Here is a 25034-nt window from a genome sequence, read left to right on the forward strand (position 1 = left end):
TTTATCCCTTTTTGTCTCCAAATCCATCTCCATTAGTGTCTACTTTAATCAGTTTAGTGGTCGTATAAGCAATATGAATGTCTTCTTCTTTTAAAAACGCTTCTATGATTTCAGATGAAATTTTACTGCGTAAATTCATGGTCGCATACGAATTAGTCTGATACCACACCGAAATTTTCATGCCATTATTCTCTGCCATAATAAAGCATCTAGGCTTTACACTCACGCTTCTTAAAGAGTATCTATCACGCATTTTATTCAAGCGTTTGTAAGTGATTTCAGTATATTCTTTCGCACACTCTGTAGCGATAGCCAGAGCGATTTTAGAAGCTTTTTTAAAATTAGAATCAAAAGTAACACAGAAATCTAAACCATCCCAAACGGTCTTCATACCAAAATGGCTGTAATTAGAAAACATGGTCGTAAAAATATAGTTATTAGGCACAAACACAATGCGACCCGCTCTTCTATTTTCTAGGTAAGTGGTTAGAGTTACATCTTCTAAAATGGTAATATGCAACATAGAAATATCCAACACATCGCCAATAAAAGTAGTTCCATCTTTTGAGATTCTCACTCTATCACCCACATGCACATTCCCGCCTATAATAATCACAAACCACCCAAAAATACTCATAAACAAATCTTTCATCGCAATGGCTAAACCAGCACTTGCAAAACCTAGCACGGTAACCAAATAAGTAACATTCTCTAAATACGAGAGCAAGAAAATCAAAATCACCACATTAGCGTTAATGAAATTGATAGCTTTATTAACGGTATATACCCGCTCGTTATTTTCAATGTATTTATTAGAAATGACTTTCAATGTCCATGCTAAAACGACACTTAAAAGGGCGATTAAAAGCACATAAGCGAGTTTGAAAAGCTGGTCTTTGATTTGAGATTTCACTTGAAGAATAGCTTCATCGCTATCTTTTTGAAAAATCCCTATGGTTGTTTTTAAAATATTTTGTGCCCCTTGTAACTCCAAGCGTTTAGCTTGAGTTTGATACATTTCACTACTCAATAATGCATGGGGTTCTAAAGCATGCCATTGATTTAGGAGTTGGTGTTTTTGGTTTAAGAGCTTCAACACTTCTTCTAAAGAAAGTTGGTTATTTTTAAGATTTTCATTTTTTAAACGCATGCTTTTAATGAATGAAATCCCATCAATAATCGCAATAGGATTAGCGATATTAGGAATATTAGGAATACTAGGGCGTTCTATCAAGTCCTTAAAAGGATTAACCCTATAGCTCTCAAGCATTTTTTGTTGAGACTCTAAAGCTTTTAGGGTATGCTCTAAGGTGCTAATTTTTAATAAATCCTTGTTTTTTTGAGATTTCAAACGCCTTAATTCTTGCTTCACACTCTCTTTTTCGGTATAAATTTGATTGTAAATTTTGTAGTTTTCAAACTTTTTCAACCACACATTATCCTTAGAAGCGAGTTTCTTATCTATTACTGCCACTTGTTTTTGGACTTTTGATAATTCGCTCTTATTACTAGCTTGTAAGAACATGCATAAAAAGAGTAGTAAAAAGATTCTTAATGCCATTTTTCTAGCACCTTATCAATTGTTTCTTTAGGAATATCAGAGATTATTTCAAACGCCCCAAGCCCTTTAAGCAAAACAAATCTAAGCGTTTCATTCACACTTTTTTTATCCATAAAAAAACGCTCATAAAATTTTTCTGTATCAAGAATTTTATAACTCAAATCTAAATGAAACTTTTTTAGCAATCTCTCTATGCGTTCATGCTCTTTGAGAGTGAGCATACCTAAATGAAGAGCTAAATCATTTGCCATACGCATACCAATGGCTACAGCTTCACCATGCAAAAAACGCTCATAGTGAGTTTCATTCTCTATAGCATGCCCAAAAGTATGCCCATAATTAAGCCCCGCTCTTAAACCCTGCTCTTTTTCATCTTCTTTAACCACTTGAGCTTTAATCTGAACGCTTCTTAAAATAACTTCTTTTAAACACTTCTCTAAATCCTGTGTCTCTAAAACTTCCATTAAGCTTTCATCAAAACACAGAGCCATTTTAATGATTTCAGCCACGCCAGCTTGCAATTCTCTAGCAGGAAGCGTGCTTAAAAAATGCGAGTCAATATAAACAGCCTTAGGCTGGTAAAACGAACCGATTAAATTCTTACCATAAGGCGTATTAATCCCTGTTTTTCCCCCTACGCTCGCATCTACTTGAGCGAGCAAGGTTGTAGGCACGCTAATAAAATCAATCCCCCTAAAATAAATGCTACTAGCAAATCCTACCATATCACTCACCACACCCCCACCAAGAGCTATCATTAGAGAATGGCGTTCTAGTTGCATCTCAAAGGCGTTTGTTAAAATCCGCTCTAATGAAGCTAGATTCTTATTTTTTTCTCCAGCTTCCAAAACGCACACCCGCACATTTGGGGCTTTCAAACGCTCTAGTAAATAGGGCAAGTGCAATCCTGCCACAATGCTATCGCTTACTACTAACACCTTTTGTGTGGTTTTTATCGTCTCTAACGCTCCCAATAAGACTTTATAGCTTTTCTCTTTCAAATCTATCAAAACTTCTTGCATTCTTTACTCCGCTATAGGAATAAAAATCTGGGGGTTATAATCATTTAAAAACGCTATTTTTTCTACTTTAGTGGATAAAAACCAATTACAGCGTGTTTGAGTGATACACTCTTCAAAAGGTAAAAAATGCAACAAAGGCTGTTTGAGAGAATTAAGGTATAAAATGGGGTTGTTTGTGTGGGTTTGAAGGATTTCAATCTTGCGGTTAAATGCATGGGCTAGGTTTTCATAATGTTTAATCACTTCGTTTTTATAGCGGTGGTTTGGGTCAAAATCATAAAGTAATAGCTTCAAATCCATTTGCATAGAAATATCAAAAATGGCTGAGGACATGTCTTCATTAATGTCTAAGTTTTCATTCAACACTACAATACTTTGAGAGATTTGAGACAAGCCTAGTGCGTTAGTTTTATACACAGGAGTAGCGATTTTTTGTAAAGCCTTTCGGTGCTTTCTGAAACTAAAAAGCTCTTTACCCACCACTACCAAACCGATTTTTTTTTGGTGGTCTTCATTGAGTTTTTGAATGAAACTTTTGCCATAAAAATCCAAATTCACTTCTATATTTTCTTTTTCTAAAGCATAAATCTTATGGTAAAACTTAGGGTTAGTGGGGTGTAATATTTGAATGTAAAGCTTATAACTCTTTAAAGTTTTATGTAAAAACAAGGCTTGATACACATCACGCATCATCGCTCTTTTGCTTTGTAATCGCATATCAATATACACATAAATGCTTTTACCAAAGGGAGCTGGAAATTGCCCCACATTGCTTTTAACTTGAAAATACACTTGATTTAAGACTTCTGGATTACCCGCTATTAAGAGAGTGTCTCGTGGCTGAATGACTAAGGATTTGCTAGAGAGCAACAATTCATCATTGCGATAAAGCCCTACAATCCTAAATTCTTTTTGTCTTATTGAGCCAATATGCCTGTAAGCAAAAATGCTTCCAAAAGGCACGCCAATCTCCATAATCTCGCCCCTTCCTAGCCCAAACTCTCTAGGGGTGCTAGGAATATTAGGCAAGTGGGAGATAAATTTATTCACCAAAACTTCATTAACATCAATAGAAATAAGCCTTTCATCATCATGTGTTTCATCAAATTCATAGCATTCTTTATGGGCATTTTCTAGGCTTAGCACTACACGCATGCGTTTGAAATGCGTTTTAATCGTGGTCGTTATAATGCGTTGCTCTTCAATATCTTGCACAATTAAAAACAAATCACTCACTTCATTGTCTAAAACCTGTAAAAGCCTAAAACTTGAAGTTGCATCAAAACAATGAAAGACAAAAGTGCTAGGGTAGTTTTTAGGAATTAGATTTTCATCTTTCACAATGACAATGTAAAAATTATGGTTGAAATAATGCGTTAGCACCAAGTCTAAAAAATTTTTCGCTACAATGCCATCTAAAATAAGGGCGATTTTTTTCAATTCTAAACTTCCTAAAAATGTGTTACGCCATTATACCTAAGATTAAGGACTATTCATTGAACTACCAACTTCAAGCTACAGATAACCACGCACGAGCCGGAGTGTTAGAACTCGCTCATTCTAGCGTAGAAACCCCTATTTTTATGCCTGTAGGCACACAAGGATGCATTAAGTCTTTGGATGCAAACGATATGCAAGAACACTTGAACGCTAAGCTCATTCTAGCTAACACTTACCACATGTATCTACGCCCGGGTGAAAAAATCGTTGAAAATTTAGGGGGTTTGCACCATTTCAGTCAATTTCAGGGGAGTTTTCTAACCGATAGCGGGGGGTTTCAAGCCTTTAGTTTAAATTCTAATGTCAAATTACAAGAAGATGGAATCATTTTTAAATCGCATATTGATGGGAGCAAACATTACTTCACACCCACAAAAGTCCTAGATATTCAATACGCCTTAAATAGTGATATTATGATGGTTTTAGATGATTTAGTGGGCTTACCAGCACCCCTAAAACGCATTGAAGAATCTATTATTAGAAGTGCCAAATGGGCGAATTTAAGCTTAGAATACCACAAAGAAAAAAATCGCCCTAACAACCATCTTTTTGCCATTATCCAAGGGGGAACCAATCTAAAAATGCGAAGTCTTAGTGTGGAATTAACTCATAAAGATTTTGATGGCTACGCCATAGGCGGACTAGCCGTGGGCGAAAGCGCAAATGAAATGTATGAGACTATCGCTCACACCGCCCCCCTACTACCTAAAGACAAACCACGCTACTTAATGGGCGTAGGCACCCCTGAAAATATTTTAGAAGCCATTAGTTTAGGAGTAGATATGTTTGATTGTGTGATGCCCACAAGAAATGCAAGAAATGCCACACTCTTTACACACTTTGGCAAAATTTCTATCAAAAATGCTCAATACAAAACAGACAATACCCCCATTGAAGAAAATTGCTCATGTTACACTTGCAAGCGTTATTCCAAGGCTTATTTACACCATTTATTTAAGGCTAAAGAGCTTACTTATGCTCGTTTAGCAAGCCTTCACAATTTGCATTTTTATTTAGAGCTTACCAAAAACGCTAGAAAGGCAATTTTAGAAAAGCGGTTTTTGAGTTTTAAAAAAGAGTTTTTAGAAAATTATCGCTCTTCTTAAGCTTTCTTTTTATAAATCTCAGGATGGGTGTTTTTAAAACGCCTATGAAACCAAAAATAGCTTTCAGGGTGCTTTCTAATCACAACTTCACACAAACTCGCCTGTGCTTGAGTGCATTCTAAAATATCCGCTTCAGCATTCTTGGTAATATTAGAGCGAATACTTGGATAATAGGTTGCTGTATAATGCGAATAATCATCGTTAAAATCAATAAATACGGGCTGAATATCCACACGATAACGGCGTGATAGAATAGAAGCAATAGTGGTGTGTGTGGCATCTTCACCAAAAAACTTAACCACAACCCCTTCTTTGAGCGAAATATTTTGGTCTATCAAAATACCCACCAAGCCATCGCCCTTGTTATACATCTTAATGAGTTCTTTCATCGCCCCTATTTTATTGATAAATCGCACTCCAAAGGCTTCTCGCCTACTGATAATAATGTGGTTGATAAAAGCAAACTTAGTCAATTTACCCAAAGCCCCCCTACTATAAGACGCATAATATTGTGCCAAACTCGTTCCCATAGCTTCCCAGTAGCCAAAATGCATACACATAAAAACCGCTTGCCCCTCACTCTTTAAGGATTTCCATATGTTTTCTTCATTCGCAAGGCTAAAGCGTGCATCGTATTTTTCCTTAGGTATGAAAATTGCACGGATACTCTCTAAAATGATAAAAGCAAAATTTTCATAACCCTTTTGAATAATCGCTTCTTTTTCACACTCACTCTTGGTATCTTTAAAAACAAAGTCTAAATTCGCCTTAGCATCATAATAACGGCGTTTATCAAATACTGCCATAAGCTTTGCTAAGGTTTTAATGCATTTTAAAAACCAAGAGTGGGGCATTCTAGCCAAAACAAACCCCAAAGAATTGATTAAAAATTCCACTATAAGAATACTAAAAATGCGCAACTCTGTTTTTAAACCCCTATCATTGTCATTTAAAATTTTTTCATGCACTAGGCGTTCTTTAAAAGTCATTTAGTATCCTTTAGAATTTTTAAAACGCATTCTTTAATACGCTGTGGCTCTATCTCCTGAATGGAAAAATCATCTTTATTATAATTTGCCTTTTCGTTGCTAGTGAGTGAAATATTAAAACTACTCTCTAACCTAAAACGCTCCATAGGTGTGTTACCATAAAGCGTGATACTAGGTTTTTGCATAGCCCATGCTAAATGCGTGATACCGGTATCACCCCCTATAATTAAATCCATTCTAACAAGCAATGCCTTGACTTCGTTTAAAGTGAGTTTAGGAAGCAATAGAATATCGCATTGATTTTTTAGAGTGTTATAAAGCGTAGTAGCTTTATTTTCATCAGCATGCCATAACAAACAAATTTGAAAGCCTTCTAACATCAAAGCAAGCTCTTTAAAACGCTCTAAGGGATAAGTTTTATTGACTTTAGAAGTTTCTAAAACAAAAAGGATTTTTGGCTTACTCTCATTCAAATTCAATTCCTTGATTTGAAGGGAATTTTGATAAGAAAACACCTTAGCCCTATTAAGCAAACTCTCTCTTATTTCTATTTTAGGCAAATCTAAGGCTTGACAAATGAGAGTGAAATTGCGTTTTAAAATATGCTCGCTATAAGCTATGGAAACTTTTTGTGAATAAAATAACGCACTCAAACCTTCTTTTGCTGAAGTATAATCAAAGCCGACTTTTTTAGGGGCTTTTAAAAACCTAGCAATAAGAGCGGATTTTATTAAGCCTTGCATATCAATCACTAAGTCGTATTCATAGGCTCTCAAGGATTTAAAAAGTTTGAAAATCTCAAAAGGGTTAAGGGATTTTAAAGTTCTTTTTAAAGCTATGGGGTGTAATTTATCAATATAAGGGGAATGCTCTAAAATCGCACTGAATTTTTCATCTACAAACCATTCAATTTGAGCGTTAGGAAAATGCTCTTTAATAGTAGCCAAAAACACAGCACTAACAATAATATCGCCCAGTGCTGAAAGTCTAACAATGGCTATTTTCAAGCAAACTCTATAGGAAAAAAGATAGGTTTAATGAGTTTAGGAAGCATTTCTTTAGCTAAATAAAGCTCATCATTAGAGTGAATGATAAGCTTGTTTTTTTCTAGCGTATAGCTTAAATGGTGGCTGTTTGTAACACACAAATTCTCCGCTAAGGACAGGATAAAACTCAGCCATTGTAAAGTAGAAAGGCTTGGCATGATTTCACTCATATGAGCGATAGTGTTATCCTTAGGGATTTTTTTATGGCTAAATTGAGCGAGCAAACAAATAATCGCTCTATCTTGGTGGCTAAACCCATAATTCAAAGCGTTTAAAATAAAGTATGCACTATGCTTGTGGGCTACATAGAAATTTAAAATCTTACCCATGCTAGCTAATTCGCCAGCAATCTTTAAATGGAAAAGATACTTGCTATCTAAATTGTGTAAGGGCAATAAGGCTTCAAACAACTTGACACATTCTTTTTTCACCCCTTGGCTGTGTTTTTCATGGGGTAAAAACCTATCTTTTAAAGAAATTAAAGATGGGTTAATATTAGGGGGGAATTTATAATAGTGGTGGCGGAGTAAATCGCTTAAAAACACGCCTTCTCTCACTCCTACCCCACTACTAATCATTAAAGAAGTTTTTAAATGCTCTAACACGACCAATAAAATCAATGCCCCACTTCTAATATTATCCAAACGCTCTTCATTCACCCCTAAAGCTCGCAATTTATCTTCTTTGAGAGTGATGATTTTTTCAACGAAGGCTAAGTTTTTATTCACATCTATTTCATAGCCATGCAAAGAATCTATAGGATAATTAAAGCGTTTCATCAACACCTTACTCAACGCCCTAATCGTGCCGCCCACACCAAAGGCATTTTTATGTTTAAAGGGTAATTTTGAAACTTCCTTTTGAATGAACGCCCTAGCAAGTTTAACATTTAAGGCTTTATCCAAAAACAATTCTTTAATACGAATAGTGCCAATATCTAATGAAACTAATTCTACAATCTTACCCTTTTCTATTAGAGCGCATTCTGTGCTACCCCCTCCAATATCTATAGTAATGCCTGAATTTTTATGCAATAAGTTCGCACACGCAATCCCACCATAAAACGCCTCTTTTTGCCCATCAATGACCTTAATTTGCAAACCACAAGCTTTTTTCACTCTCGCTAAAAATTCTAACCTATTAGGGGCATCACGCACAGCACTTGTAGCCACACATAAAATCTTCTTGCTTTTATACTTGAGAGCGATTTGTTTGAACTCACACAGAGCCTTAATAGTGCGTTGCATAGGAATTTCTTGTAAAACCCCCTCAAACGCATAACAGCCCTCTGAAATTCGCACCCTAGATTTGGCTTCAAAAAGCAAGTAAAACCCAAATTGACTTGTCTTTTTAAAAATTGCTAAACGCACCGAGTTAGAGCCTATATCAATCACAGTCGTGATTTTAGCCATTATTACTAGCCCTTAATCTTGTTCTTGCAAAGATTCGTATTTGTATTTTAATTCTTCTACGCTTTCTGTATTATTGGGGTCAGGTAAAATTGCATCTACAGGACACACGCTCACGCAACTTGGCTCATCATAATACCCATAGCACTCTGTACATCTGTCTGGGTCAATATTATAAAGGGGGTCGCCCTCTTCAATCGCCTCGCTAGGACACTCTTCTCTACAAGCATCGCATGCAATACATTCATCGCTCACTAATAACGACATGATCAACTCCTTCTGTCATAATATTTGAATACGATTTTTACTCAAAATTAGCTTAAAATTCAATCTAAAAAGACTATTTTTTTCTTATTTTGAGAATTTGGAGCTTTTTCTAACACAGCTAAAACCCCTAACGCTTTTAAGCTTTCACTAGCCTTTTTAGTCTCTACAAAAACGCTTAGCCCCAAACGCAAAGCAAATTCTATCATATCTTTCAAATCTTCTTTTAAAAGCATTTCATCTAAAATAACCCCATCAGAACCTTGAATAACGGATTCTAAAAGCTGGTAATGGCTCATTAGAAAATCATCATGGATAATAAAAGAGCTTGCATGACGGCGTAATAACCCTAAGATTTCTAAATCAAATACGCTTGGCACACCCACTTCATACAATTTTTTAAAATTGACAATGACACATTCTGTGTCTATAGATTCATTTAAAAGCTTTTCTCTAATCTCACCAGGGGTCAAAAAAACATAGTCCTTAGTTTTAGAGATGGCTCTAGGTAAGTAAGGATTATACGACAAGCTTTTGCCTAACATCTCATAAGAGAGCATGCTCTCTTTTAAGGTCAAGCTTTTTTGTAAATTTTCTAAAATCTTTATTTCTTGCATTCTTGAATGACTCTATAATGCTCTTTCAATTCTGGTTCGGCTTGAATAAGCTCTTTTGAAATGGTAGAAAAGATTTTTTTAGCTTCTAAGCAATTGCCAAGCTTGTAATAACCCCATGCTAAAGAGTCCAAATAAAGAGCTGAGCTAGAATCTAACGCTAAGGCTTTTTTAACCAAACCGATGCCTTTTTTAACATCCATTCCATAATCTATCAATGAATAGCCTAAGAAATTATAAAAGAAAGCATCTTGAGCATCTTCTTTGTCCTTATTTTTAAGAAGCACAAGCTGGCGTTCTTTAATGGCTTGCTCTAATTTTTGAATTACAGGTATCATTTCTTGTTTGGATACCTTTTTATTCTTCATGCTCAAACTTTCATAATGATAGATAGCTTCTAATCCTAAGAATTTGGGGTCTTTTTTTTCTTGATAGATTAAAGAAGCCTGTTTAGACGCTTGAGCAAATTTCTTTTGTGCAGTGTATAAATCTAGCAACAAACGCCTATCAAACGGAAATAATTCTGCGATTTGTTGGGCCTTATCAAACTCTTTTAATAGGATTAATACCCCTATGTAAAGCTGGGCGTTTTGGACAATAGGGTTTTTTTCATACAAACGAGCAAAAGTGGTTTTTGCTAAATCAAGCTCATTAAATTGTGTGAAAGTGTTGAGTGCCTTTTGACATAATTGCTCTGAACAACCATATTTGTCTATATGAGATTGCAATAAATCTAGGGCTTCTTTTTTACGATTTTGTAAAAAATAAATCGTAATAAGTTTTTCTAAACTATCTTCATCATGCACTTGGTTATAAAACTTATTCAACAAAGGAAAAGCCTTATCCAAACGCTTTTGGCTTAAATACAAAGTCCCTAACACATTATCTGTACCTATTGTCTTTTCTTCTTTGCGGATTTTTTGCAGTAATTCAATGGCCTTATCAATTTGCCCCATTTGAGCGTAACCATCCACTAAAATCTTATTGATAGAAATATCATTATGGTTATTAGTGATTTTTTGATAGAGCATGGCTAGATGCATAGCGGTTTTAATATCTCCTAAGCTTGCCGCTGAAATAGCCGCTTCTTTAGCATAAATCACTTTATTAGTCTGTTTATAGAGACTCATATACCCTTTTTGAGCTGTGGCAAAATCTCCCCTGTGGAAAGCATCCGAACTCAATAAAATCTGATGGTCTTCTGAAAGGGTGTCGGCCTTGAGACACAAACACAGACTAACCCACAACAAACTTGCTAAAAATTTTCTCTTCATTTGAATACTCATTATTTTTTTCCTTTTTATATTCCTTTCAACTAAAGCGAATTTTAGCACACTTTAATCTCTTTGGCTTTCTGCATGATGCCCGGACAACTTTTGCAAAACGCTTCTTTTTGCTCTTTGGAAAAGCTTTTCACACTCTCCCAAAAAGGAAAAGCTTGGCATTGTTTGGGGCGTTTTGGATAAATTTGGCATTTCTTAGTCTCTAAATCCAAAAACACGCATGCTAACCCCAAATCTTTAGCATCTTTTTCTATCAAAGAATACTTATAACCCACTTTTTTAACATATTTTTTACTAAATTCCTCAAATTCTAATCCCAAAAAGGCACTAATTTCTTGCATTTCTTGGATACTCAAAAAAATATATCCGCTCTCTCCTACACAGCATTTTGCCCCACAATTCTCGCATGCCTTACTATCAAAGCTAAAATCAAACTTTTCCATAAATGCCCCTATTGCTTGAAACCAATACTCACATTAAATTGCACTAAAAGTCCTTCAGAATCCTTAGAAATTTTAAAAGGCAATTGGCTTCTAGCACTAGGTAAATACTTATTTAATAAAGTAAAAAAGTGATAAGTCTTATCTAAGTCATCTACTCTAGCCGCAATAAAAAATTGTGCTTTTTGTGAAGGTTTTTGCGAAGGTAAGGGCTTGATTTGATAGTTCTCAAAAGAACTCTTTAAAATCTTGTCTAAAATCCTTCTAGACTCTTCATAGCTAAATATCTTTAATAACGATTCGCTTGTGTTTCTTTGGTTGCGATAATTTGTAAGGGCTGTCTCAAAGCGTCTTTGAGCGTATTCCAAAACGCTTTTTTTACGATTTTCTTCTAAAAGATTTTTTTTAAATTCTAACATGTTAGGCCATAGAAAATACTCCGTATTCAACCAACCAAACAATGAAAAAATCCCCAAAAAAACGAGATTTTTAATAATAAAACCCACATCACCTGATTGCTCTCTATCAATATGTGAAAAATGTAGTTGTTTCATGTTTAACAGACTCCAATCAAGGGTTTTTTATTAAGTCCGAATTTGAAGTGTTAGTAGAAACAAAATTAAACCACCCATCACTTAAAGGAAAAAATTCTGCCCTAGAATAATCAAACATGGGACTTAACTTGTTTTGAAATAAAAAATAAAAGGCTTCTTTAGAAGGGGTCTTACCGCTAATAACAACGCTTTGTTGGTCAATTTCTATCGCATTAATAGTGATAAGGTCAGGCACAATATTTAAAAGTCCTTGTAAGACATCTCGTATATCATCATTATGGTTCAAGCGTTTCTTGGCTTCTTTGATGAGTTTTAAGGTTTCATCTGTCTTAAGTTGTAAGCGACTGATTTCATGGCGGTAGAGCATTTCCTGGATAGTTAAATCCGATACACTATTTTGAGTACGCTTAATAGCATTTTGCATAAACCACACTAGCCCCCCTATTACTGCACTAGATAAAATAATATAAAAAACCCAAATTTTAGAGAGCTTACTAATAAAATATTTCGCTCTTGGTTTAATATAACTAAAATGCATAAGTATCATTCTCCATACGAGCCAAAATATTTAATTGCTCCACTAATGAAAAACTAAGCTTGCTCACTTCCATCATCAAATACTCTTGCAAATACAATAAAGCCTTTTGATGGATTTGACAACTATCTAAAAGCACGACTTTTTCTACAAAGTCCATATCCCTAGAATTATAGACACTCCGCAAACTTTCTTGCAAAACATCTGCAACAATAGGAATATTTGTCATGCCTGCAATCAAACTATAAGCATCTTCTTGAGCCTTTTCCATGCTCTCTTTATCGCTATCTAAGTTCATCGCTTCTTCAAGGTTATCAATATCTTCTTGGATTTCGCTCAAAAACATGTTCATAGCTTCATTGCTAATTTCCATAGAATCTTCTTCCTGACTTGGCACAAATTCTTCAGGTTGCTCTTCTAAAAACACTGACTTAGCTAAAAAAATCTCTTTTTTATCCGCAATTAAAAAATAAAATCTTGAACGCTCCATAAGCAAATACAATAAAGGCTTACTCTCTAAGCTATCACGCACAAAGCAATAAATAAGACTAAAGGGCGAAAACAAAAAATCAATATCTTGTATTTTAAAACGCTTAAAATCCCTTAAAAAATCTTTAGGTTCTACATAAGCACAATACTTTTGATTGACTTCACAAACCCGGTATTCCTCCTTAGGGTTTTCTTGCTTAAGCTGTTGAAAAACTTCTTTGTTACACAAAACTTCCTTGGCTTTAGACATCGCACTGAAATAAGTATAGGGATATTTTTGACCATAAGTTCGAGCGATTTTTAAAATTTGGATAGGAACTTCGCCATTTTTGGTCTCAAAAGTTTTTAAAAAATTCTCTTTAACATTATGGTTCTTAATCCTTATCACTTGGATAGACGAAACATTATGGTCAACATTAAAAGAAATATAAACTTGAGAACAAAAATTATCCTTAAATATTCTCCCTAATCCCTGAAACATCAAACCCCTTTTTCAAATACATTTTCTTGTAGGCTAGGCTCAATAACGCTCCCACAAGAATCCATACGCTTTTTTAAATACTCTTTAGCTTTTGAAAGCTCCCACTCCTTAGGAATCACAACAGGTTCTAACATGTAGTAGCGCACTTCACTAAAAGGTTTGGGCAATTCAAATTTATCCCAAGTGTTCAACTGCCATGCATTCTTACAAACCACCCTACACACGCTCACTCCGACCCCTGATTTTTGGGCTAAAGCGATGACGCCATCAGCTATGCTATGTCTAGGTCCTTTAGGACCATCTGGAGTAATGCCTACATCATAGCCTTCCTTTAAATGTTTAAGCCCTTCTATCAACACTCTAACCCCCCCTTTTTTGCTAGAACCCCTAATATTTTTAAAGCCAAAGCTTTCAAACAAACTTGCCGCAATAGAGCCGTCAAAATGCTGGCTTGCAACCACATATAAATTGGGGGTTTTGAGTTTTAAATAAGCAAAAGCCAGCATACCAATCTCACCATGCCAAAAACTTGCAATAAATTGTTGGTCTCTTAATTTTTGAGATAAAAAATAGCGGTTCTTACAAGTTTTATGCAATAACCAAAGGATTCCCCAAGCCAAGCGTGGGACAACCTTTAACACTAAATTTTTTCTAAAAAATTTTAAGCTCAACTCTTCCCTTTAATCACTCTTTGACTGCCCCAACTAAGCGTCCTTTATCATTAGAGACAATTTTTACTTCTATAAGTTCGCCCAAATTCCTTTTTTCTTTACAAATTACTTCAATAAATTTTCCCGTATCACTACGCCCTTCAAAACCTATGACTTGATTTTTGTCTTCACGCACATTCTCCACTAACACCACATGCGTTTTACCCACTTCAAGCTTTGCTTTTTCTTCTAAAATTTCTTTATGCCTACTTTGCAATCTTTCCAATCGTAAAGATGAAACTTCTAAAGGCACTCTCTCTTTCCAAGCTCCCGCTTCAGTAAAAGGGCGTGGTGAGTAAATGAAGCTATAGAGCGTGTCAAAGCGCACTTTTTCTAGCACATCTATAGTATCTTTGAAATCTTCATCACTTTCATTAGGAAAGCCTACGATAATATCAGTGCTAATGCCCACATGTGGCACTAAGGATTTTAATTTCTCTACCCTATTTAAAAACCACTCTTTGGTATAGCCCCTTTTCATGGCTTTTAATATTGCACTAGAGCCACTTTGTAAGGGCATGTGGATACTCTTACACACCTTAGGATTATTTGCAAATCTCTCTAAAAATTCATCATTCATGTGCAAGGGATGAGGTGAAGTGAATCTTATCCTTTCAATGCCTTTAATTTCGCTTAATTTATCCAACAAATCGCTAAAATTCACTTTTGCATGCTCGCCACTAAAACGCACGCCATAATTATTCACATTCTGTCCTAAAAGCATCAGTTCTTTAGTGCCATTACTAGCAAGTTTTTCAGCTTCTTTTAAGATTAAATCCATAGGAATAGAAATCTCTTTACCCCTAGTGTGCGGAACAATACAATAAGCGCATTTTTTATCACAACCTATAGAGATGTTTAATAACGACCTAACTTCAGCCTTTTTCTCAAAAAACTCAAATGCATACGCACTTTCATCATAATCAATAGCAACCTCAACCGCCTTTTCTTGATGAATGACTTGAGAGATTTTAGACACATTCCTAGCCCCTAACACAAAGCTCACGCTTGGGGCTTTTTTGAGTATATCTGCTCCCATGTGGCTTGCTGTGCATCCACAAACGCCAATTTTTGCACTAGGTTTTTTAATCTTAGCAAATTGACCGATTTCTGAAAATAATTTCCGTTCTGGTTTTTCACGCACGCTACAAGTATTGATTAAAATCAAATCTGCTACTTTGGGGTCATTAGTCTCTTTATAATCTAGTTTGGATAGCTCGCTTAACAAATGCTCGCTATCCCTAGAATTCATAGCACAACCCATCGTTTCAATATAAACTTTCAATACAAGCCTTTAAATAATGTGTAGTTCATAAAGAAAGTCTTTTTCATCAGTGCTTACTCTCACTTCATCTAAATAGGCCGTATGCCCTTTTTCTTTGAAAAAATCCACCGCCTTAAGCATGTCTTTATGAGCGTTTGTAGGGGCAAAATAAAAAATAGAGCGTCTTTCTTCACTAAATTTTTTATACAAATCTTCTAATTCAACGCTTTTTTGCTCGGATTTTCTCGTATTTTTTGCTAAAACTAATTTCATAACTTTCCCTTTTTGTTTCATCTATTCAAATCTCTAATTTTAACGCATTTATCTTTAAAACGAATTATTTTCTCCTAAATTACTTTTTTGCCCCCTAAAAACAAACACTCCACTTCTTTAGCATGCAATAAAAATTGTAAAATCGCTTGTTCTTTAGTAAAACTTTCATCAAAACTAAACACGCTCAAATCCGCTCTTTTATTTTCTTGTATCTCACCATTATTTAATCCTAGTGCTTTAGCTCCATAATGTGTAGCCCCTAGAAGAGCGATTTTGGCTAATTCTAATAGGGGCATGGGTTTTTGAGTGAATAAAAACGCCCTTAATTCATCTAAAAAATTGAGCGAAATATTAGAACTCAAACCATCTGTAGCGATACTCACATTCAAATGTGCTTTTCTAACTTTTTCTAAATCTAAAACTTTCCCACTCAATAGGCGATTAGAAACAGGGCATGTGATTAAAAAAGCGTTTTTGACTTGAGACTTAATTCTTTTTAAGACTTCTAGAGACGCAAATTGATTATGCACAAATAAAGTATGCGTGTCTTTAAACATTTCAATATAATCATTCACGCTCTTATAAAGCGTTTTAGCATTAGTTTGGTTTAAAAAATTTTGATAGAAACTCTTAAACCACCCTTGAGAGTTTTTTAACCATTCTAATTCTTCAAAAGACTCTAAAAAATGCGTAGAAAGTAGGCTTTGTGAGTTTTTGGCTAACTTAATGATACTTAATGCCATATCTTTTTGGACTGAATAAGGGGCATGCAAGGCTAGAGCGATTTTAAAACGCTCATTTTCTAACGCTTTTAAATCCCTAAATTGTGTCTCAAATATTTCTAGTCTTTCCAAGGAATAGCTACTTCCTAAAAACTCCATAAATACCACAGCGTTTAAAGGGCTACTTTTGAGCAAATTGACTTCTTTAAGATAGCTAGAAATCGCCCCCACACTCCCCACTCCGCTTTTTAGCTGTGTGTTTATAGCGTTTTGTATAGCTATCTCGCCATTTTGTAAAATCGCCCCCCTATTTTGCATCACGCTTTCTAACCAGTTAGCAAAACTTCCGTAATTAAAACTCGCCTTATTGTTAGAAAACTCAAAATGAATGTGTGGGTTAACAAAGGCTGGCAAAAGAATAGAATGTTTAAAAAATTGTGCTTTTAAATTAGGGTATTTAAGCACTAAGCTTTTATAATCGCCTACTTCAATAATCTTTTCATCAAAGACTACGCCATAATCTTGTAAAACTTCACATTTTTCATCACAAAGAAAAACTAAAGACGCCCCTATGATTTCTCGCATACGCCCCCTTTAAGAAACGCTGTTTGACCTTCTAAAATCATTCTTTGAACTACACCTTGTAATTCTAAATCATAAAAAGGCGAATTTTTATTACTAACTTTCTTTTTAGCATCTAAATCCACGATAATAAGATTAGCTAATTTATTTTCTTTAATTGCACCTGAGTTTAGCCCTAAAAACTTTGCTTGATTGAATGCCATAACCTTAATAAGCTGTTGCAAACTCATGATATTTTTTTGAACCAAAAAGGTATAAGCCACGCTAAAGGCGTATTCTATACTCTCACACCCAAAAGCACTTTCTTCAAAAAGCTGTGCGTTTGAGTTTTTATGAACATGTTGGCTAGTTAGCATGGAGATTTCATTATTTCCTAAAGCAACTTGCAAGGCATTTTGACTTTTCTTATCCCTTAGGGGGGGGGCAATTTTGAACCTAGGCTCATAATTTTTAACTACGCTTTCATCTAACACTAAATGACTTAATGGCACTTGAGCTTGTAAATTTGCCCCTAAATGATTAAAGGTTTTTGTAAGTTCTAATGTGGCTATACTATTGATTTTATCTAAAAGCATAGGAATACCTAAAGCCCTAGAAACTTCCATAAAACGCACCAAGTAAGTGTTTTCAAACGCATTGTCTATGAAACTTTGCCCTAATTCATAGGCTAATTCCCCACTATTTAAGCTTTGAAAAGCATTTTCTAAAGACACCAAAAGGGGCAAGTTATAGGATTTCGCATAATGGCTGATGAGTTCTAAAAAAACATCACTTTGGGCGATTAAAATTTCCCCCCCTTGATTTTTAAGCGTAGCAATATCTTCTAGTTGATTATCCTTAATTGCCATAATATTTTTAATATTACTTTGAGCGTGATTAAAAATATTAAGTAGCCCTACCCCGCCTTTAAAAGCCTTTTGCCTTAAGTTTTCATAACTCTCTAAACAAGTAACGCTTAAATCAATTAAGCTTGGTAATACAAATAAATTTGCACATTCAATCACTTCTTCGTTATCTGTAGGGCTTAAGTTTTCTTGTATCTCTGTAATGAGAGAATCTTTTAAGCGAATATCCGCTACTCTTAATTTATCATCATAATAAAATGAAGCATTCTTTAGTAACATAAAAATCCTAATTCAAAAAATTTGTCAAACTTTTCATAGAGTCTGTCATAATCAACACCCCCATTAACACCAGCACTAACCCTGAAACAATCTCAATCATGCGGTTGTATTTTTTTAAGGATTTTAAAAACAATAACGCTCTTTCTACCATTAAAGCCACTAATAAGAATGGAATGGCTAACCCCATAACATACACTATCATAAGCAATAAGCCATAACTATCCTTGCTCGCACTCATCATCACAATAGAAGTAAATATAGGTCCAATACATGGAGTCCAGCCTAGGGCAAAACTCACCCCTAAAAGAAAGGGGTAAAAGCGTTGCATGCTATTAGATTTACTACTAAAACGCACGCTTTGAGTCTTATACAAAAATGTAAAACGAAATAGCCCTAAAAAATGCAAACCAAAGAGCAAGACAATGCCCCCAGAAATATAATTCACCCATCCGCCTACAAAGCTATGAATAAGCTTTGCCATAGACATGCCCACACCCAAAAATACGAACGAAAATCCTATCACAAACATCAAGGATTTTAAAAAGACCGAAACTCTTTTAGCCTTACCATCTTTAATATCTTCTAAAGAAATTTGAGAGATATAAGACATATATGCTGGAATTAAAGGCAATACACAAGGGCTTAAAAAAGTCAAAACCCCAGCTAAGAGTGAAGTCAAGAAAGGCGTTGTCTCAAATAAATTAATTAAAGTATTATCAAACATTTCTTAATCCTTTTTATTTTTCAAAATACCACTCATTAATTTAAAAACCCTGATTAAAAAGTGCGAATTTTTGATATTTCTTCATTTTAAAATAACAAAATCTTACTTAATCTTAGGCACAATTTCGTTATTTTCTACTACAAATTCAACGCAACTATTTTCTTTAATTTTATCTTCCAAAATAAGTTCAGCGAGCCTATCTTCTATCATTTCATATAACGCTCTTTTTAAAGGTCTTGCCCCATAGAATCTATCAAAACCCACTTGAGCTATCAATTCTTTTGCTTCTTGGTCTAATTCTACGCTAATGCCCCTTTCAAACGCCTTTTTTTGAATGCCTTCAAAGAGTATCCCTACAATATTAGTAATGGCGTTATTATCTAATGCATTAAAGGAGATAATTTCATCTAAGCGGTTCAAAAATTCTGGCTTAAAGACTTGTTTTAAGCTCTCTTTGATAGCCTTTTGTTTATCCATTTCGCTTAAATGCTCATCTAAAAGCACACCACTAGCCACATTACTTGTAAGAATTACAATCGTGTTTTTGAAATCCACTTTCACACCCTTACTATCGGTTAAATGCCCTTCATCTAAAACTTGCAACAAGAGATTAAACACATCAGGATGGGCTTTTTCCACTTCATCTAATAATACCACGCTATAGGGCTTTCTTCTTACTGCTTCTGTTAATTGACCGCCTTCTTCATAGCCTACATACCCAGGAGCTGCCCCTATAAGGCGACTTATAGCATGCTTTTCCATATACTCGCTCATATCAATTCTAATGAGATTTTTAGAACTATCAAACAAGAATTGTGCCAAAGCTTTTGCACTCTCTGTTTTACCCACCCCAGTAGGTCCTAAAAAGAGAAAACTCCCTATAGGCTTATTGCTATCACTAAGACCCGCCTTATTTCTTTTAATCGCTTTAGCAATCGCTTTTAAAGCCTTGTCTTGTCCTACAACCTTTTTTTGTAGTTCGCTTTCAATGTTTAAAATCCTTTCTTTTTCGCTTTGGAGCATTTTTTGAATGGGAATTTGAGTCCATTGACTCACAATCTCGGCGATATTGTTCTCTGTTAAAGCGTTTTGCAATAACGCCCCATTTTGTTGCATAACTTCCCATTTATGTTGCAATTCTTTTTCTTTCTTTTCATTTTCAGGAATTTTACCATGTTCAATTTCAGCCGCTTTTTGATAATTCCCATCACGCACAGCAATTTGTGCTTCACGCTTTAAACTCTCTGTTTCTGCTTTTAAGCGTGAAATTTCTTTAAACACTTCTTTTTCATTCTCAAATTGCGCTTCTAATTCTCTTTTTTCTTCTTTCAAATCGCTCAATTCTTTAAGGATTTCTTGGGTGCGTTTGAGATTACTCTCTTTATTTTCCATTTCAAGGGCTTGTTTTTCTACTTCTAATCTTTGGATTTGTCGCTTAATAAGAGAGAGTTTTGCCGGCTCAGATTCCATTTGCATTTTTAATTGCGCCGCCCCTTCATCAATCAAATCAATCGCTTTATCGGGTAAAAATCTATCCGTAATATAACGGCTAGATAGTTTAGCACTTGCTATAAGAGCAGAGTCATTGATTGTGATATTATGGTGTGTTTCTAAAGTCTCTTTAAGCCCCCTTAAAATCTGTAAGGCATCATTAATACTAGGCTCATTAAGCATGATAGGTTGGAAACGCCTTTGTAATGCCATGTCTTTTTCAAAATATTTGCGGTATTCCTTTAAAGTGGTTGCTCCAATAGTGTGTAATTCCCCTCTAGCTAACGCTGGTTTTAAAATATTAGCCGCATCCATACCCCCCTCACTTGCCCCAGCTCCCACAATAGTGTGGATTTCATCAATAAATAAAATCACATTAGCGCTTTTTTTAACTTCTTCAATAACCTTTTTCAAACGCTCTTCAAACTCACCCCTATATTTTGCCCCAGCCACTAACAAACTCAAATCTAAAGCAATGACACGCTTATTTAAAAGTGTTGTAGGCACTTCTTTATTGACAATGCGTTGGGCTAAACCTTCTACAACAGCCGTTTTTCCCACTCCCGGCTCACCTAGTAAAATAGGATTATTCTTAGTTTTTCTAATCAATATTTGCATCATGCGAATGATTTCTTCATCTCTTCCAATAACAGGGTCAAGTTTATTTTCTAAGGCTTTTTGCGTTAAATCAATGCCAAATTTTTCTAAACTCTCTAAATTAGAATCATCATTCTTATCTTGAATAGTCGCACCTTTTCTTAAAAACTCTAAAGTTTTTTGCAATTCTTTGGTGTCTAAATAAGGTTTTAAAACGCTCTCAAAAAGACTCATATTAGCCAAAAGATAAACATCTACAGCCACAAATAAATCGCCCATTTTAGCACTCAAGCCTTGAGCGTTTTCAAAACTTTGTATTAAGGCTTGACTTAATTGAATATCTTGCTTATTGATTTGTGAGACTTTAGCAAGCTTGTCTAGCTCACTTTGAGTGCTAAGCCTTAAGGCTTGCAAATCTACAGACATCTTTTGTAAGGCTTGAATGAGTATGCCTTGTGAGTTATTAAGCATAGCAAAAAGCATATGCAAGGGCGTGATTTCAGCGTTTTTATTATGTAGGGCTAGAGCTAACGCACTATCTAAATTCTCTTGTAATTGATTAGTCATCTTTTCAAACAAATTCATCATAAACCCCTTAGAGTTTTAATCTAAAATCTTTACTATTTTACACTATTTTATTATAACGCTCAAAGGTTTTTAAAGAAAGCTTACAATAATGATAGACTATCTAAAATACGCTTTTTAGACAACTCGCAATATTCTTTTTCAATTTCTAAGCCCACACTAAAACGCCCCAAAGCATTTGCCTCTAAAATAGTTGTGCCAGAGCCACTAAAAGGGTCAAAAATCGTGTCTTCCAAAAAAGAAAACAATTTAATACAACGCCTCGGCAATTCTCTTGGAAAAGGGGCTGGGTGTTTTAGGCGTTTTTTTGATTCGCCACCAAAACTCCATAGCCCATTTGTATAGAGTAAAAACTCCTCTTTATTAATCGTAGAAGTTTGTTTTTGGCGTTTGTATTCATTCTTATAAAGAATAATAATCAGTTCCACAGGAGCAATGGCATAAGGTGCTGATGCTTGTAGCCAACTCCCCCAAGCGGTGCGTCTTGAAATATTACTTTCATTCCAAATAATGGTGTTTTGATATTTCCAACCACATTCTTTTGCCACTGCCGTAATATCTGCCCCTAAACTCTGTTTGCCGTGTTTATTAGTGTCTAGTGGAACATTCAAACAAAGTCTTGCTTGTTCCTTACCCCAAACATAACAATTTTTAAGCCAGTTTTTGCACCACTCTAAATAATCATTATAAGCCCTAAAATCATTACTCCCTTGATATTCAATACTCAAATTATAAGGCGGTGAAGTTACACACAAATCATAAAAGCCTTTTTCAAAGGTCTCTAAAACGCTCACATCACCATGATATAAATTCAATTTATCTAAACTAAAATAAGCTTTCATAAAAGTTTTTCTAAATCCTCTAATAAATTCTCTATGCCCTTAATTTTAGAGCTTTTATCAAATTCACTCTTAGCCAAATAGATGCCATCTAGTTCATACTCCATAACAATCCGTGCTTTTTTAGGTTTGCCCTTAAAACTAATTTCATCATCATTATCCGGCGTTATCATAAAGACTTTAATATGAGAAGTTATAGGCGATTGTAAGAGCTTTAATTTCCAATAAGGCGTTTCTGTAAACCGCTCTCTAAAAGAATTTTTAACCGATAAAATCGCTAAAATTTTTACATTATCCTTGTTTGTTTGATAAAGAATAATATCTCCATCCGGTAACACACTATACTCGCCAAAATGCACAAGCAAGGCTCGTTTAACTTTATCAAGCTCATCATCAATATTCTTAGCCCTTAAAATTTTGTCATTTGTGATTTTTACATTGTTTTTAAGACAAAAATCTTGTAATAAAAGTTCTATGATTTTTTCTAACGCTCTTCCTATAGCACTTACAAAGCCTTGTCTAGCCAAAATACTAGCCTCTTCTTTGCTTTTGCCCTGATTAACATAATCGCTAACTTTACTATTAAAAAAGCGTTCTTTTTCTTGTGTATAAAAAGCTTGTAAGGACTTGTAGGGTTCAGAATGTGAGTTAATAAAATCTTTAAAATGTTCTAAAATTGTGTCTGCTAAACTCAATTCAAATACCTTATTGATAGAAATAGATAAAATTATAGTATAAAGCCCTTTGATAGTTGCTGATACTTTTAAATTCTTTTTAACTATCCTTTGTAAAGCTCTCAAAGGTTTTTAAAATGCTTTTTAGTTTTTGTGAAACACCCCTCGCTAAAGCGAGGAGCTTCCTAACTAAAGCACCCTACTGAATGCTAATACGAAAGGCTTTGCTCTTTAAAGTCTGCAAGGCTATTTCCTAACCCAAGAAGACTTAACCCTTTGCTTAAAATATTACTTGCGGCGTTTATATCTCTATGCTCTATATATCCGCAATTTTGACACAGATATTCTCTATGATTTAATTTAAGCTCGTGGTTGATTTGCCCACAACTATGACAAGTTTTACTCGTATATTGTGGGGGAGCTTTCACTAACAATTTGCCATTATGCTGTTGTTTGTAGTCTAAAAAAGAGATGATTTGATAGAATGAAGTATTTAGTATAGACTTATTAAGCCCACTCTTTTGTTTAACATTTTTGAGTTTGGCTCTTTTGGTCATGTTCTTAATTTGTAAGTCTTCAACTACTATCAATTCAAATTGCTTTGAAAGTTCGCTTGTGATTTTATGGTATCTGTCTAGTTTTTGATAGCTTGATTTATCAAAGGCTTTGTTTAATTTTTTTTGAGTTTTGTAAAAATTACCTCCTAGTTTGATTTTATTTTGTTTAGATTTTAAAACCCTACGGCTTTGTTTTCTTTGTAGTCTTTTAAATTCTTTAGAGTATTTTTTAAAAGAATGTAGTTTAGAATAAGTAGGAATAAGTCGTTTTAGATTGATATTTTCATCTACTTTTAAACCTAGTTCTTTCATGTCTTTTTGGTATTGTTCTAGGTCGGTTAGTTTTTCATATTCTTTTAAATCAACGCTTAAAGCTATATCATAGATATTTAAGTCCACACCGACACAATTTCTAGGCTCTTTAATAGTGTTAAGCTCTTTTTCGTATTCTATGCTAAAACTAACAAAATATTTTTGATGAGAGCAAGAGACTACGATTTGTTTAATCTTAGCATTAAGGGGTAAGTCTCTATGCATACGCATTTTTAAGGGCATTTTCATTAAGTTAAACATCTTAAAGCGTTCGTTAAAGTCTTTGATAGAAAAGCCTTGATTATTCCAAGTAAAACTTTGTTTAGCAAATTTAGAGTTTTTAAATTTAGGAAAGCCCCTATTTTTGACTTTAAAGGCATCTCTTAAGGCTCTTTCTGCATTCATGCGTGATTGTTGAGCGACTACACTACTAAAACTTAAATTCCTAGCTTTTAAATGGTGCTTAATCGCACTATCTAATTCGCTTGATTTTTGCCATTTTCTTTGTTTAGTGGGTAAATCTTTGTTTTTTTCGTATTGCTCTTGTTGTAGATTTAAGCAAATGTTATAGGCTTGGTTATAGACAAAAAAAGAGTGTTGTAATTTGGTCTGTTGCTCTTTGGTAGGATACAAACGAAATTTAAAGCCCTTATTTACTTTCATAGAAAGATTTTAGCATAATTTAGTTAAACTTGGTCTATGAAACAAATTGATAATATTAGACATGGCAGACATTGTGTTTTTTTAATGCATGTGCATTTAGTATTTGTAACTAAATATAGGCGTAAAGCATTCAACAAAGAAGTTATAGACTTTTTAGGTTCTGTATTTGCTAAGGTATGCAAAGACTTTGAAAGCGAGTTAGTAGAATTTGATGGGGAAAGCGACCATGTGCATTTACTTATCAATTATCCACCAAAAGTTAGTGTTAGTAGGTTAGTTAATTCTTTAAAGGGTGTTAGTAGTCGTTTGGTTAGACAACAAAATTTTAAAAATGTTAAAGCTACTTTGTGGGGCAATCATTTATGGTCGCCTAGTTATTTTGCTGGAAGCTGTGGGGGTGCTCCTTTAGAAATCATTAAGCAATATATCCAAGAGCAAGAAACACCACATTAGATTTGCTAACCTTTTGTTTTTAGGTTAAATGACACTAAAAAATAGCCTAACGGCTATTGACGCTTACATCTCCGCCCTAAAGGACGGAGTTTTTCGCTTTGTTGGGATAAATAAAGTAGTAAAAATTTAGAACTATTTAGACCATTCTAAATCTAATACAAATCGTATTTA

The 25034-nt window shown here is 34.6% G+C and carries 25 protein-coding genes; 2 read left to right on the forward strand and 23 right to left on the reverse strand.

The window, feature by feature from the left end; all coding sequences use genetic code 11:
* Position 1 precedes the first annotated feature (1 nt).
* From HCD_RS02310 to HCD_RS02320, 3 genes are read right to left on the reverse strand one after another with little or no spacing between them, the layout of a single operon-like run.
* Positions 2-1561 carry a mechanosensitive ion channel family protein gene (locus HCD_RS02310; RefSeq protein WP_014659000.1) on the reverse strand — a complete coding sequence of 520 codons (1560 nt, stop codon included), beginning with the start codon at positions 1559-1561 and terminating at the stop codon, positions 2-4.
* Entirely contained in the window at positions 1552-2583 is a 1032-nt protein-coding gene (gene aroB / locus HCD_RS02315; RefSeq protein WP_014659001.1) for a 3-dehydroquinate synthase, read from the reverse strand. The genes HCD_RS02310 and aroB overlap by 10 nt, the downstream gene beginning before the upstream one ends.
* 3 nt (positions 2584-2586) lie before the next feature.
* Positions 2587-4023, reverse strand: a complete 1437-nt coding sequence (locus HCD_RS02320) for a COG3400 family protein (RefSeq protein WP_014659002.1) — start codon at positions 4021-4023, stop codon at positions 2587-2589.
* Between the two features lie 56 nt (positions 4024-4079).
* On the opposite strand from HCD_RS02320, the gene tgt reads away from it, so the two are divergent.
* The gene (gene tgt / locus HCD_RS02325) at positions 4080-5189 is read left to right on the forward strand and encodes a tRNA guanosine(34) transglycosylase Tgt (protein WP_014659003.1); all 1110 of its coding nucleotides are present in this window, start codon (positions 4080-4082) and stop codon (positions 5187-5189) included.
* On the opposite strand, the gene HCD_RS02330 is transcribed toward tgt, so the two are convergent.
* From HCD_RS02330 to HCD_RS02425, 20 genes are all read right to left on the reverse strand, one after another.
* Positions 5186-6178 carry a lipid A biosynthesis lauroyl acyltransferase gene (locus HCD_RS02330; RefSeq protein ID WP_014659004.1) on the reverse strand — a complete coding sequence of 331 codons (993 nt, stop codon included), beginning with the start codon at positions 6176-6178 and terminating at the stop codon, positions 5186-5188. The two genes, tgt and HCD_RS02330, sit on opposite strands and share 4 nt — an antisense overlap.
* Positions 6175-7185, reverse strand: a complete 1011-nt coding sequence (gene waaC, locus HCD_RS02335) for a lipopolysaccharide heptosyltransferase I (RefSeq protein WP_014659005.1) — start codon at positions 7183-7185, stop codon at positions 6175-6177. The genes HCD_RS02330 and waaC overlap by 4 nt, the downstream gene beginning before the upstream one ends.
* Entirely contained in the window at positions 7182-8636 is a 1455-nt protein-coding gene (locus HCD_RS02340) for a Ppx/GppA phosphatase family protein (RefSeq protein ID WP_014659006.1), read from the reverse strand. Before HCD_RS02340 ends, waaC begins: the two co-directional genes overlap by 4 nt.
* 12 nt (positions 8637-8648) lie before the next feature.
* Positions 8649-8900 carry a YfhL family 4Fe-4S dicluster ferredoxin gene (locus HCD_RS02345; protein ID WP_014659007.1) on the reverse strand — a complete coding sequence of 84 codons (252 nt, stop codon included), beginning with the start codon at positions 8898-8900 and terminating at the stop codon, positions 8649-8651.
* 59 nt (positions 8901-8959) lie between these two features.
* Positions 8960-9514, reverse strand: coding sequence for a beta/alpha barrel domain-containing protein (locus HCD_RS02350; RefSeq protein ID WP_014659008.1), 555 nt, complete (start codon positions 9512-9514; stop codon positions 8960-8962).
* Positions 9502-10797 carry a tetratricopeptide repeat protein gene (locus HCD_RS02355; RefSeq protein WP_014659009.1) on the reverse strand — a complete coding sequence of 432 codons (1296 nt, stop codon included), beginning with the start codon at positions 10795-10797 and terminating at the stop codon, positions 9502-9504. The genes HCD_RS02350 and HCD_RS02355 overlap by 13 nt, the downstream gene beginning before the upstream one ends.
* A 41-nt stretch (positions 10798-10838) precedes the next feature.
* A complete protein-coding gene (locus HCD_RS02360; RefSeq protein ID WP_014659010.1) occupies positions 10839-11237 on the reverse strand; it encodes a YkgJ family cysteine cluster protein in 399 nt (132 codons plus the stop codon).
* Positions 11238-11245: 8 nt separating this feature from the next.
* Positions 11246-11788 carry a hypothetical protein gene (locus HCD_RS02365; protein ID WP_014659011.1) on the reverse strand — a complete coding sequence of 181 codons (543 nt, stop codon included), beginning with the start codon at positions 11786-11788 and terminating at the stop codon, positions 11246-11248.
* 16 nt (positions 11789-11804) lie between these two features.
* On the reverse strand, positions 11805-12326 hold the full coding sequence (locus HCD_RS02370) for a hypothetical protein (RefSeq protein ID WP_014659012.1): 522 nt from the start codon (positions 12324-12326) through the stop codon (positions 11805-11807).
* Positions 12316-13293: a hypothetical protein gene (locus tag HCD_RS02375; protein ID WP_014659013.1), complete on the reverse strand. Its 978-nt coding sequence runs from the start codon at positions 13291-13293 to the stop codon at positions 12316-12318. Before HCD_RS02375 ends, HCD_RS02370 begins: the two co-directional genes overlap by 11 nt.
* Entirely contained in the window at positions 13293-13964 is a 672-nt protein-coding gene (locus HCD_RS02380) for a lysophospholipid acyltransferase family protein (RefSeq protein WP_014659014.1), read from the reverse strand. The genes HCD_RS02375 and HCD_RS02380 overlap by 1 nt, the downstream gene beginning before the upstream one ends.
* A 13-nt stretch (positions 13965-13977) precedes the next feature.
* Positions 13978-15288, reverse strand: coding sequence for a tRNA (N6-isopentenyl adenosine(37)-C2)-methylthiotransferase MiaB (gene miaB, locus HCD_RS02385; RefSeq protein ID WP_014659015.1), 1311 nt, complete (start codon positions 15286-15288; stop codon positions 13978-13980).
* A 9-nt stretch (positions 15289-15297) separates the two neighbouring features.
* Entirely contained in the window at positions 15298-15540 is a 243-nt protein-coding gene (locus HCD_RS02390) for a nuclease (RefSeq protein ID WP_014659016.1), read from the reverse strand.
* A 74-nt stretch (positions 15541-15614) separates the two neighbouring features.
* Positions 15615-16847, reverse strand: coding sequence for an aminofutalosine deaminase family hydrolase (gene mqnF, locus HCD_RS02395; RefSeq protein ID WP_014659017.1), 1233 nt, complete (start codon positions 16845-16847; stop codon positions 15615-15617).
* Positions 16832-17968 carry an amidohydrolase family protein gene (locus tag HCD_RS02400; protein ID WP_014659018.1) on the reverse strand — a complete coding sequence of 379 codons (1137 nt, stop codon included), beginning with the start codon at positions 17966-17968 and terminating at the stop codon, positions 16832-16834. Before HCD_RS02400 ends, mqnF begins: the two co-directional genes overlap by 16 nt.
* Before the next feature lie 7 nt (positions 17969-17975).
* Positions 17976-18692, reverse strand: coding sequence for a cytochrome c biogenesis protein CcdA (locus HCD_RS02405; protein ID WP_014659019.1), 717 nt, complete (start codon positions 18690-18692; stop codon positions 17976-17978).
* 102 nt (positions 18693-18794) lie between these two features.
* Positions 18795-21365, reverse strand: coding sequence for an ATP-dependent Clp protease ATP-binding subunit (locus HCD_RS02410; RefSeq protein ID WP_014659020.1), 2571 nt, complete (start codon positions 21363-21365; stop codon positions 18795-18797).
* Positions 21366-21448: 83 nt separating this feature from the next.
* Entirely contained in the window at positions 21449-22207 is a 759-nt protein-coding gene (locus HCD_RS02415; protein ID WP_014659021.1) for a DNA-methyltransferase, read from the reverse strand.
* The gene (locus HCD_RS02420) at positions 22204-22899 is read right to left on the reverse strand and encodes a BsaWI family type II restriction enzyme (protein ID WP_041594878.1); all 696 of its coding nucleotides are present in this window, start codon (positions 22897-22899) and stop codon (positions 22204-22206) included. The genes HCD_RS02415 and HCD_RS02420 overlap by 4 nt, the downstream gene beginning before the upstream one ends.
* A 188-nt stretch (positions 22900-23087) precedes the next feature.
* A complete protein-coding gene (locus HCD_RS02425) occupies positions 23088-24410 on the reverse strand; it encodes an RNA-guided endonuclease InsQ/TnpB family protein (protein ID WP_014658798.1) in 1323 nt (440 codons plus the stop codon).
* A 36-nt stretch (positions 24411-24446) separates the two neighbouring features.
* On the opposite strand from HCD_RS02425, the gene tnpA reads away from it, so the two are divergent.
* Positions 24447-24863: an IS200/IS605 family transposase gene (gene tnpA, locus HCD_RS02430; RefSeq protein WP_014658764.1), complete on the forward strand. Its 417-nt coding sequence runs from the start codon at positions 24447-24449 to the stop codon at positions 24861-24863.
* The last annotated feature ends 171 nt before the right edge of the window (positions 24864-25034 follow it).

Origin of the sequence: Helicobacter cetorum MIT 99-5656 (assembly GCF_000259275.1) — a bacterium.
Taxonomy (GTDB): domain Bacteria; phylum Campylobacterota; class Campylobacteria; order Campylobacterales; family Helicobacteraceae; genus Helicobacter; species Helicobacter cetorum.

Excerpts from the sequence above, each read along its gene's own strand:
- HCD_RS02415 (WP_014659021.1), bottom strand. The coding sequence starts at position 22,207 with ATGAAAGCTTATTTTAGTTTAGATAAATTGAATTTATATCATGGTGAT.
- HCD_RS02340 (WP_014659006.1), bottom strand. The coding sequence starts at position 8,636 with ATGGCTAAAATCACGACTGTGATTGATATAGGCTCTAACTCGGTGCGT.
- HCD_RS02355 (WP_014659009.1), bottom strand. The coding sequence starts at position 10,797 with ATGAGTATTCAAATGAAGAGAAAATTTTTAGCAAGTTTGTTGTGGGTT.
- HCD_RS02370 (WP_014659012.1), bottom strand. The coding sequence starts at position 12,326 with ATGCATTTTAGTTATATTAAACCAAGAGCGAAATATTTTATTAGTAAG.
- HCD_RS02330 (WP_014659004.1), bottom strand. The coding sequence starts at position 6,178 with ATGACTTTTAAAGAACGCCTAGTGCATGAAAAAATTTTAAATGACAAT.
- HCD_RS02350 (WP_014659008.1), bottom strand. The coding sequence starts at position 9,514 with ATGCAAGAAATAAAGATTTTAGAAAATTTACAAAAAAGCTTGACCTTA.
- mqnF (WP_014659017.1), bottom strand. The coding sequence starts at position 16,847 with ATGCGAGAAATCATAGGGGCGTCTTTAGTTTTTCTTTGTGATGAAAAA.
- HCD_RS02345 (WP_014659007.1), bottom strand. The coding sequence starts at position 8,900 with ATGTCGTTATTAGTGAGCGATGAATGTATTGCATGCGATGCTTGTAGA.
- HCD_RS02410 (WP_014659020.1), bottom strand. The coding sequence starts at position 21,365 with ATGAATTTGTTTGAAAAGATGACTAATCAATTACAAGAGAATTTAGAT.
- tnpA (WP_014658764.1), top strand. The coding sequence starts at position 24,447 with ATGAAACAAATTGATAATATTAGACATGGCAGACATTGTGTTTTTTTA.
- HCD_RS02400 (WP_014659018.1), bottom strand. The coding sequence starts at position 17,968 with ATGTTACTAAAGAATGCTTCATTTTATTATGATGATAAATTAAGAGTA.
- HCD_RS02425 (WP_014658798.1), bottom strand. The coding sequence starts at position 24,410 with ATGAAAGTAAATAAGGGCTTTAAATTTCGTTTGTATCCTACCAAAGAG.
- HCD_RS02365 (WP_014659011.1), bottom strand. The coding sequence starts at position 11,788 with ATGAAACAACTACATTTTTCACATATTGATAGAGAGCAATCAGGTGAT.
- HCD_RS02310 (WP_014659000.1), bottom strand. The coding sequence starts at position 1,561 with ATGGCATTAAGAATCTTTTTACTACTCTTTTTATGCATGTTCTTACAA.
- HCD_RS02390 (WP_014659016.1), bottom strand. The coding sequence starts at position 15,540 with ATGAAATTAGTTTTAGCAAAAAATACGAGAAAATCCGAGCAAAAAAGC.
- HCD_RS02405 (WP_014659019.1), bottom strand. The coding sequence starts at position 18,692 with ATGTTTGATAATACTTTAATTAATTTATTTGAGACAACGCCTTTCTTG.
- aroB (WP_014659001.1), bottom strand. The coding sequence starts at position 2,583 with ATGCAAGAAGTTTTGATAGATTTGAAAGAGAAAAGCTATAAAGTCTTA.
- HCD_RS02375 (WP_014659013.1), bottom strand. The coding sequence starts at position 13,293 with ATGTTTCAGGGATTAGGGAGAATATTTAAGGATAATTTTTGTTCTCAA.
- HCD_RS02360 (WP_014659010.1), bottom strand. The coding sequence starts at position 11,237 with ATGGAAAAGTTTGATTTTAGCTTTGATAGTAAGGCATGCGAGAATTGT.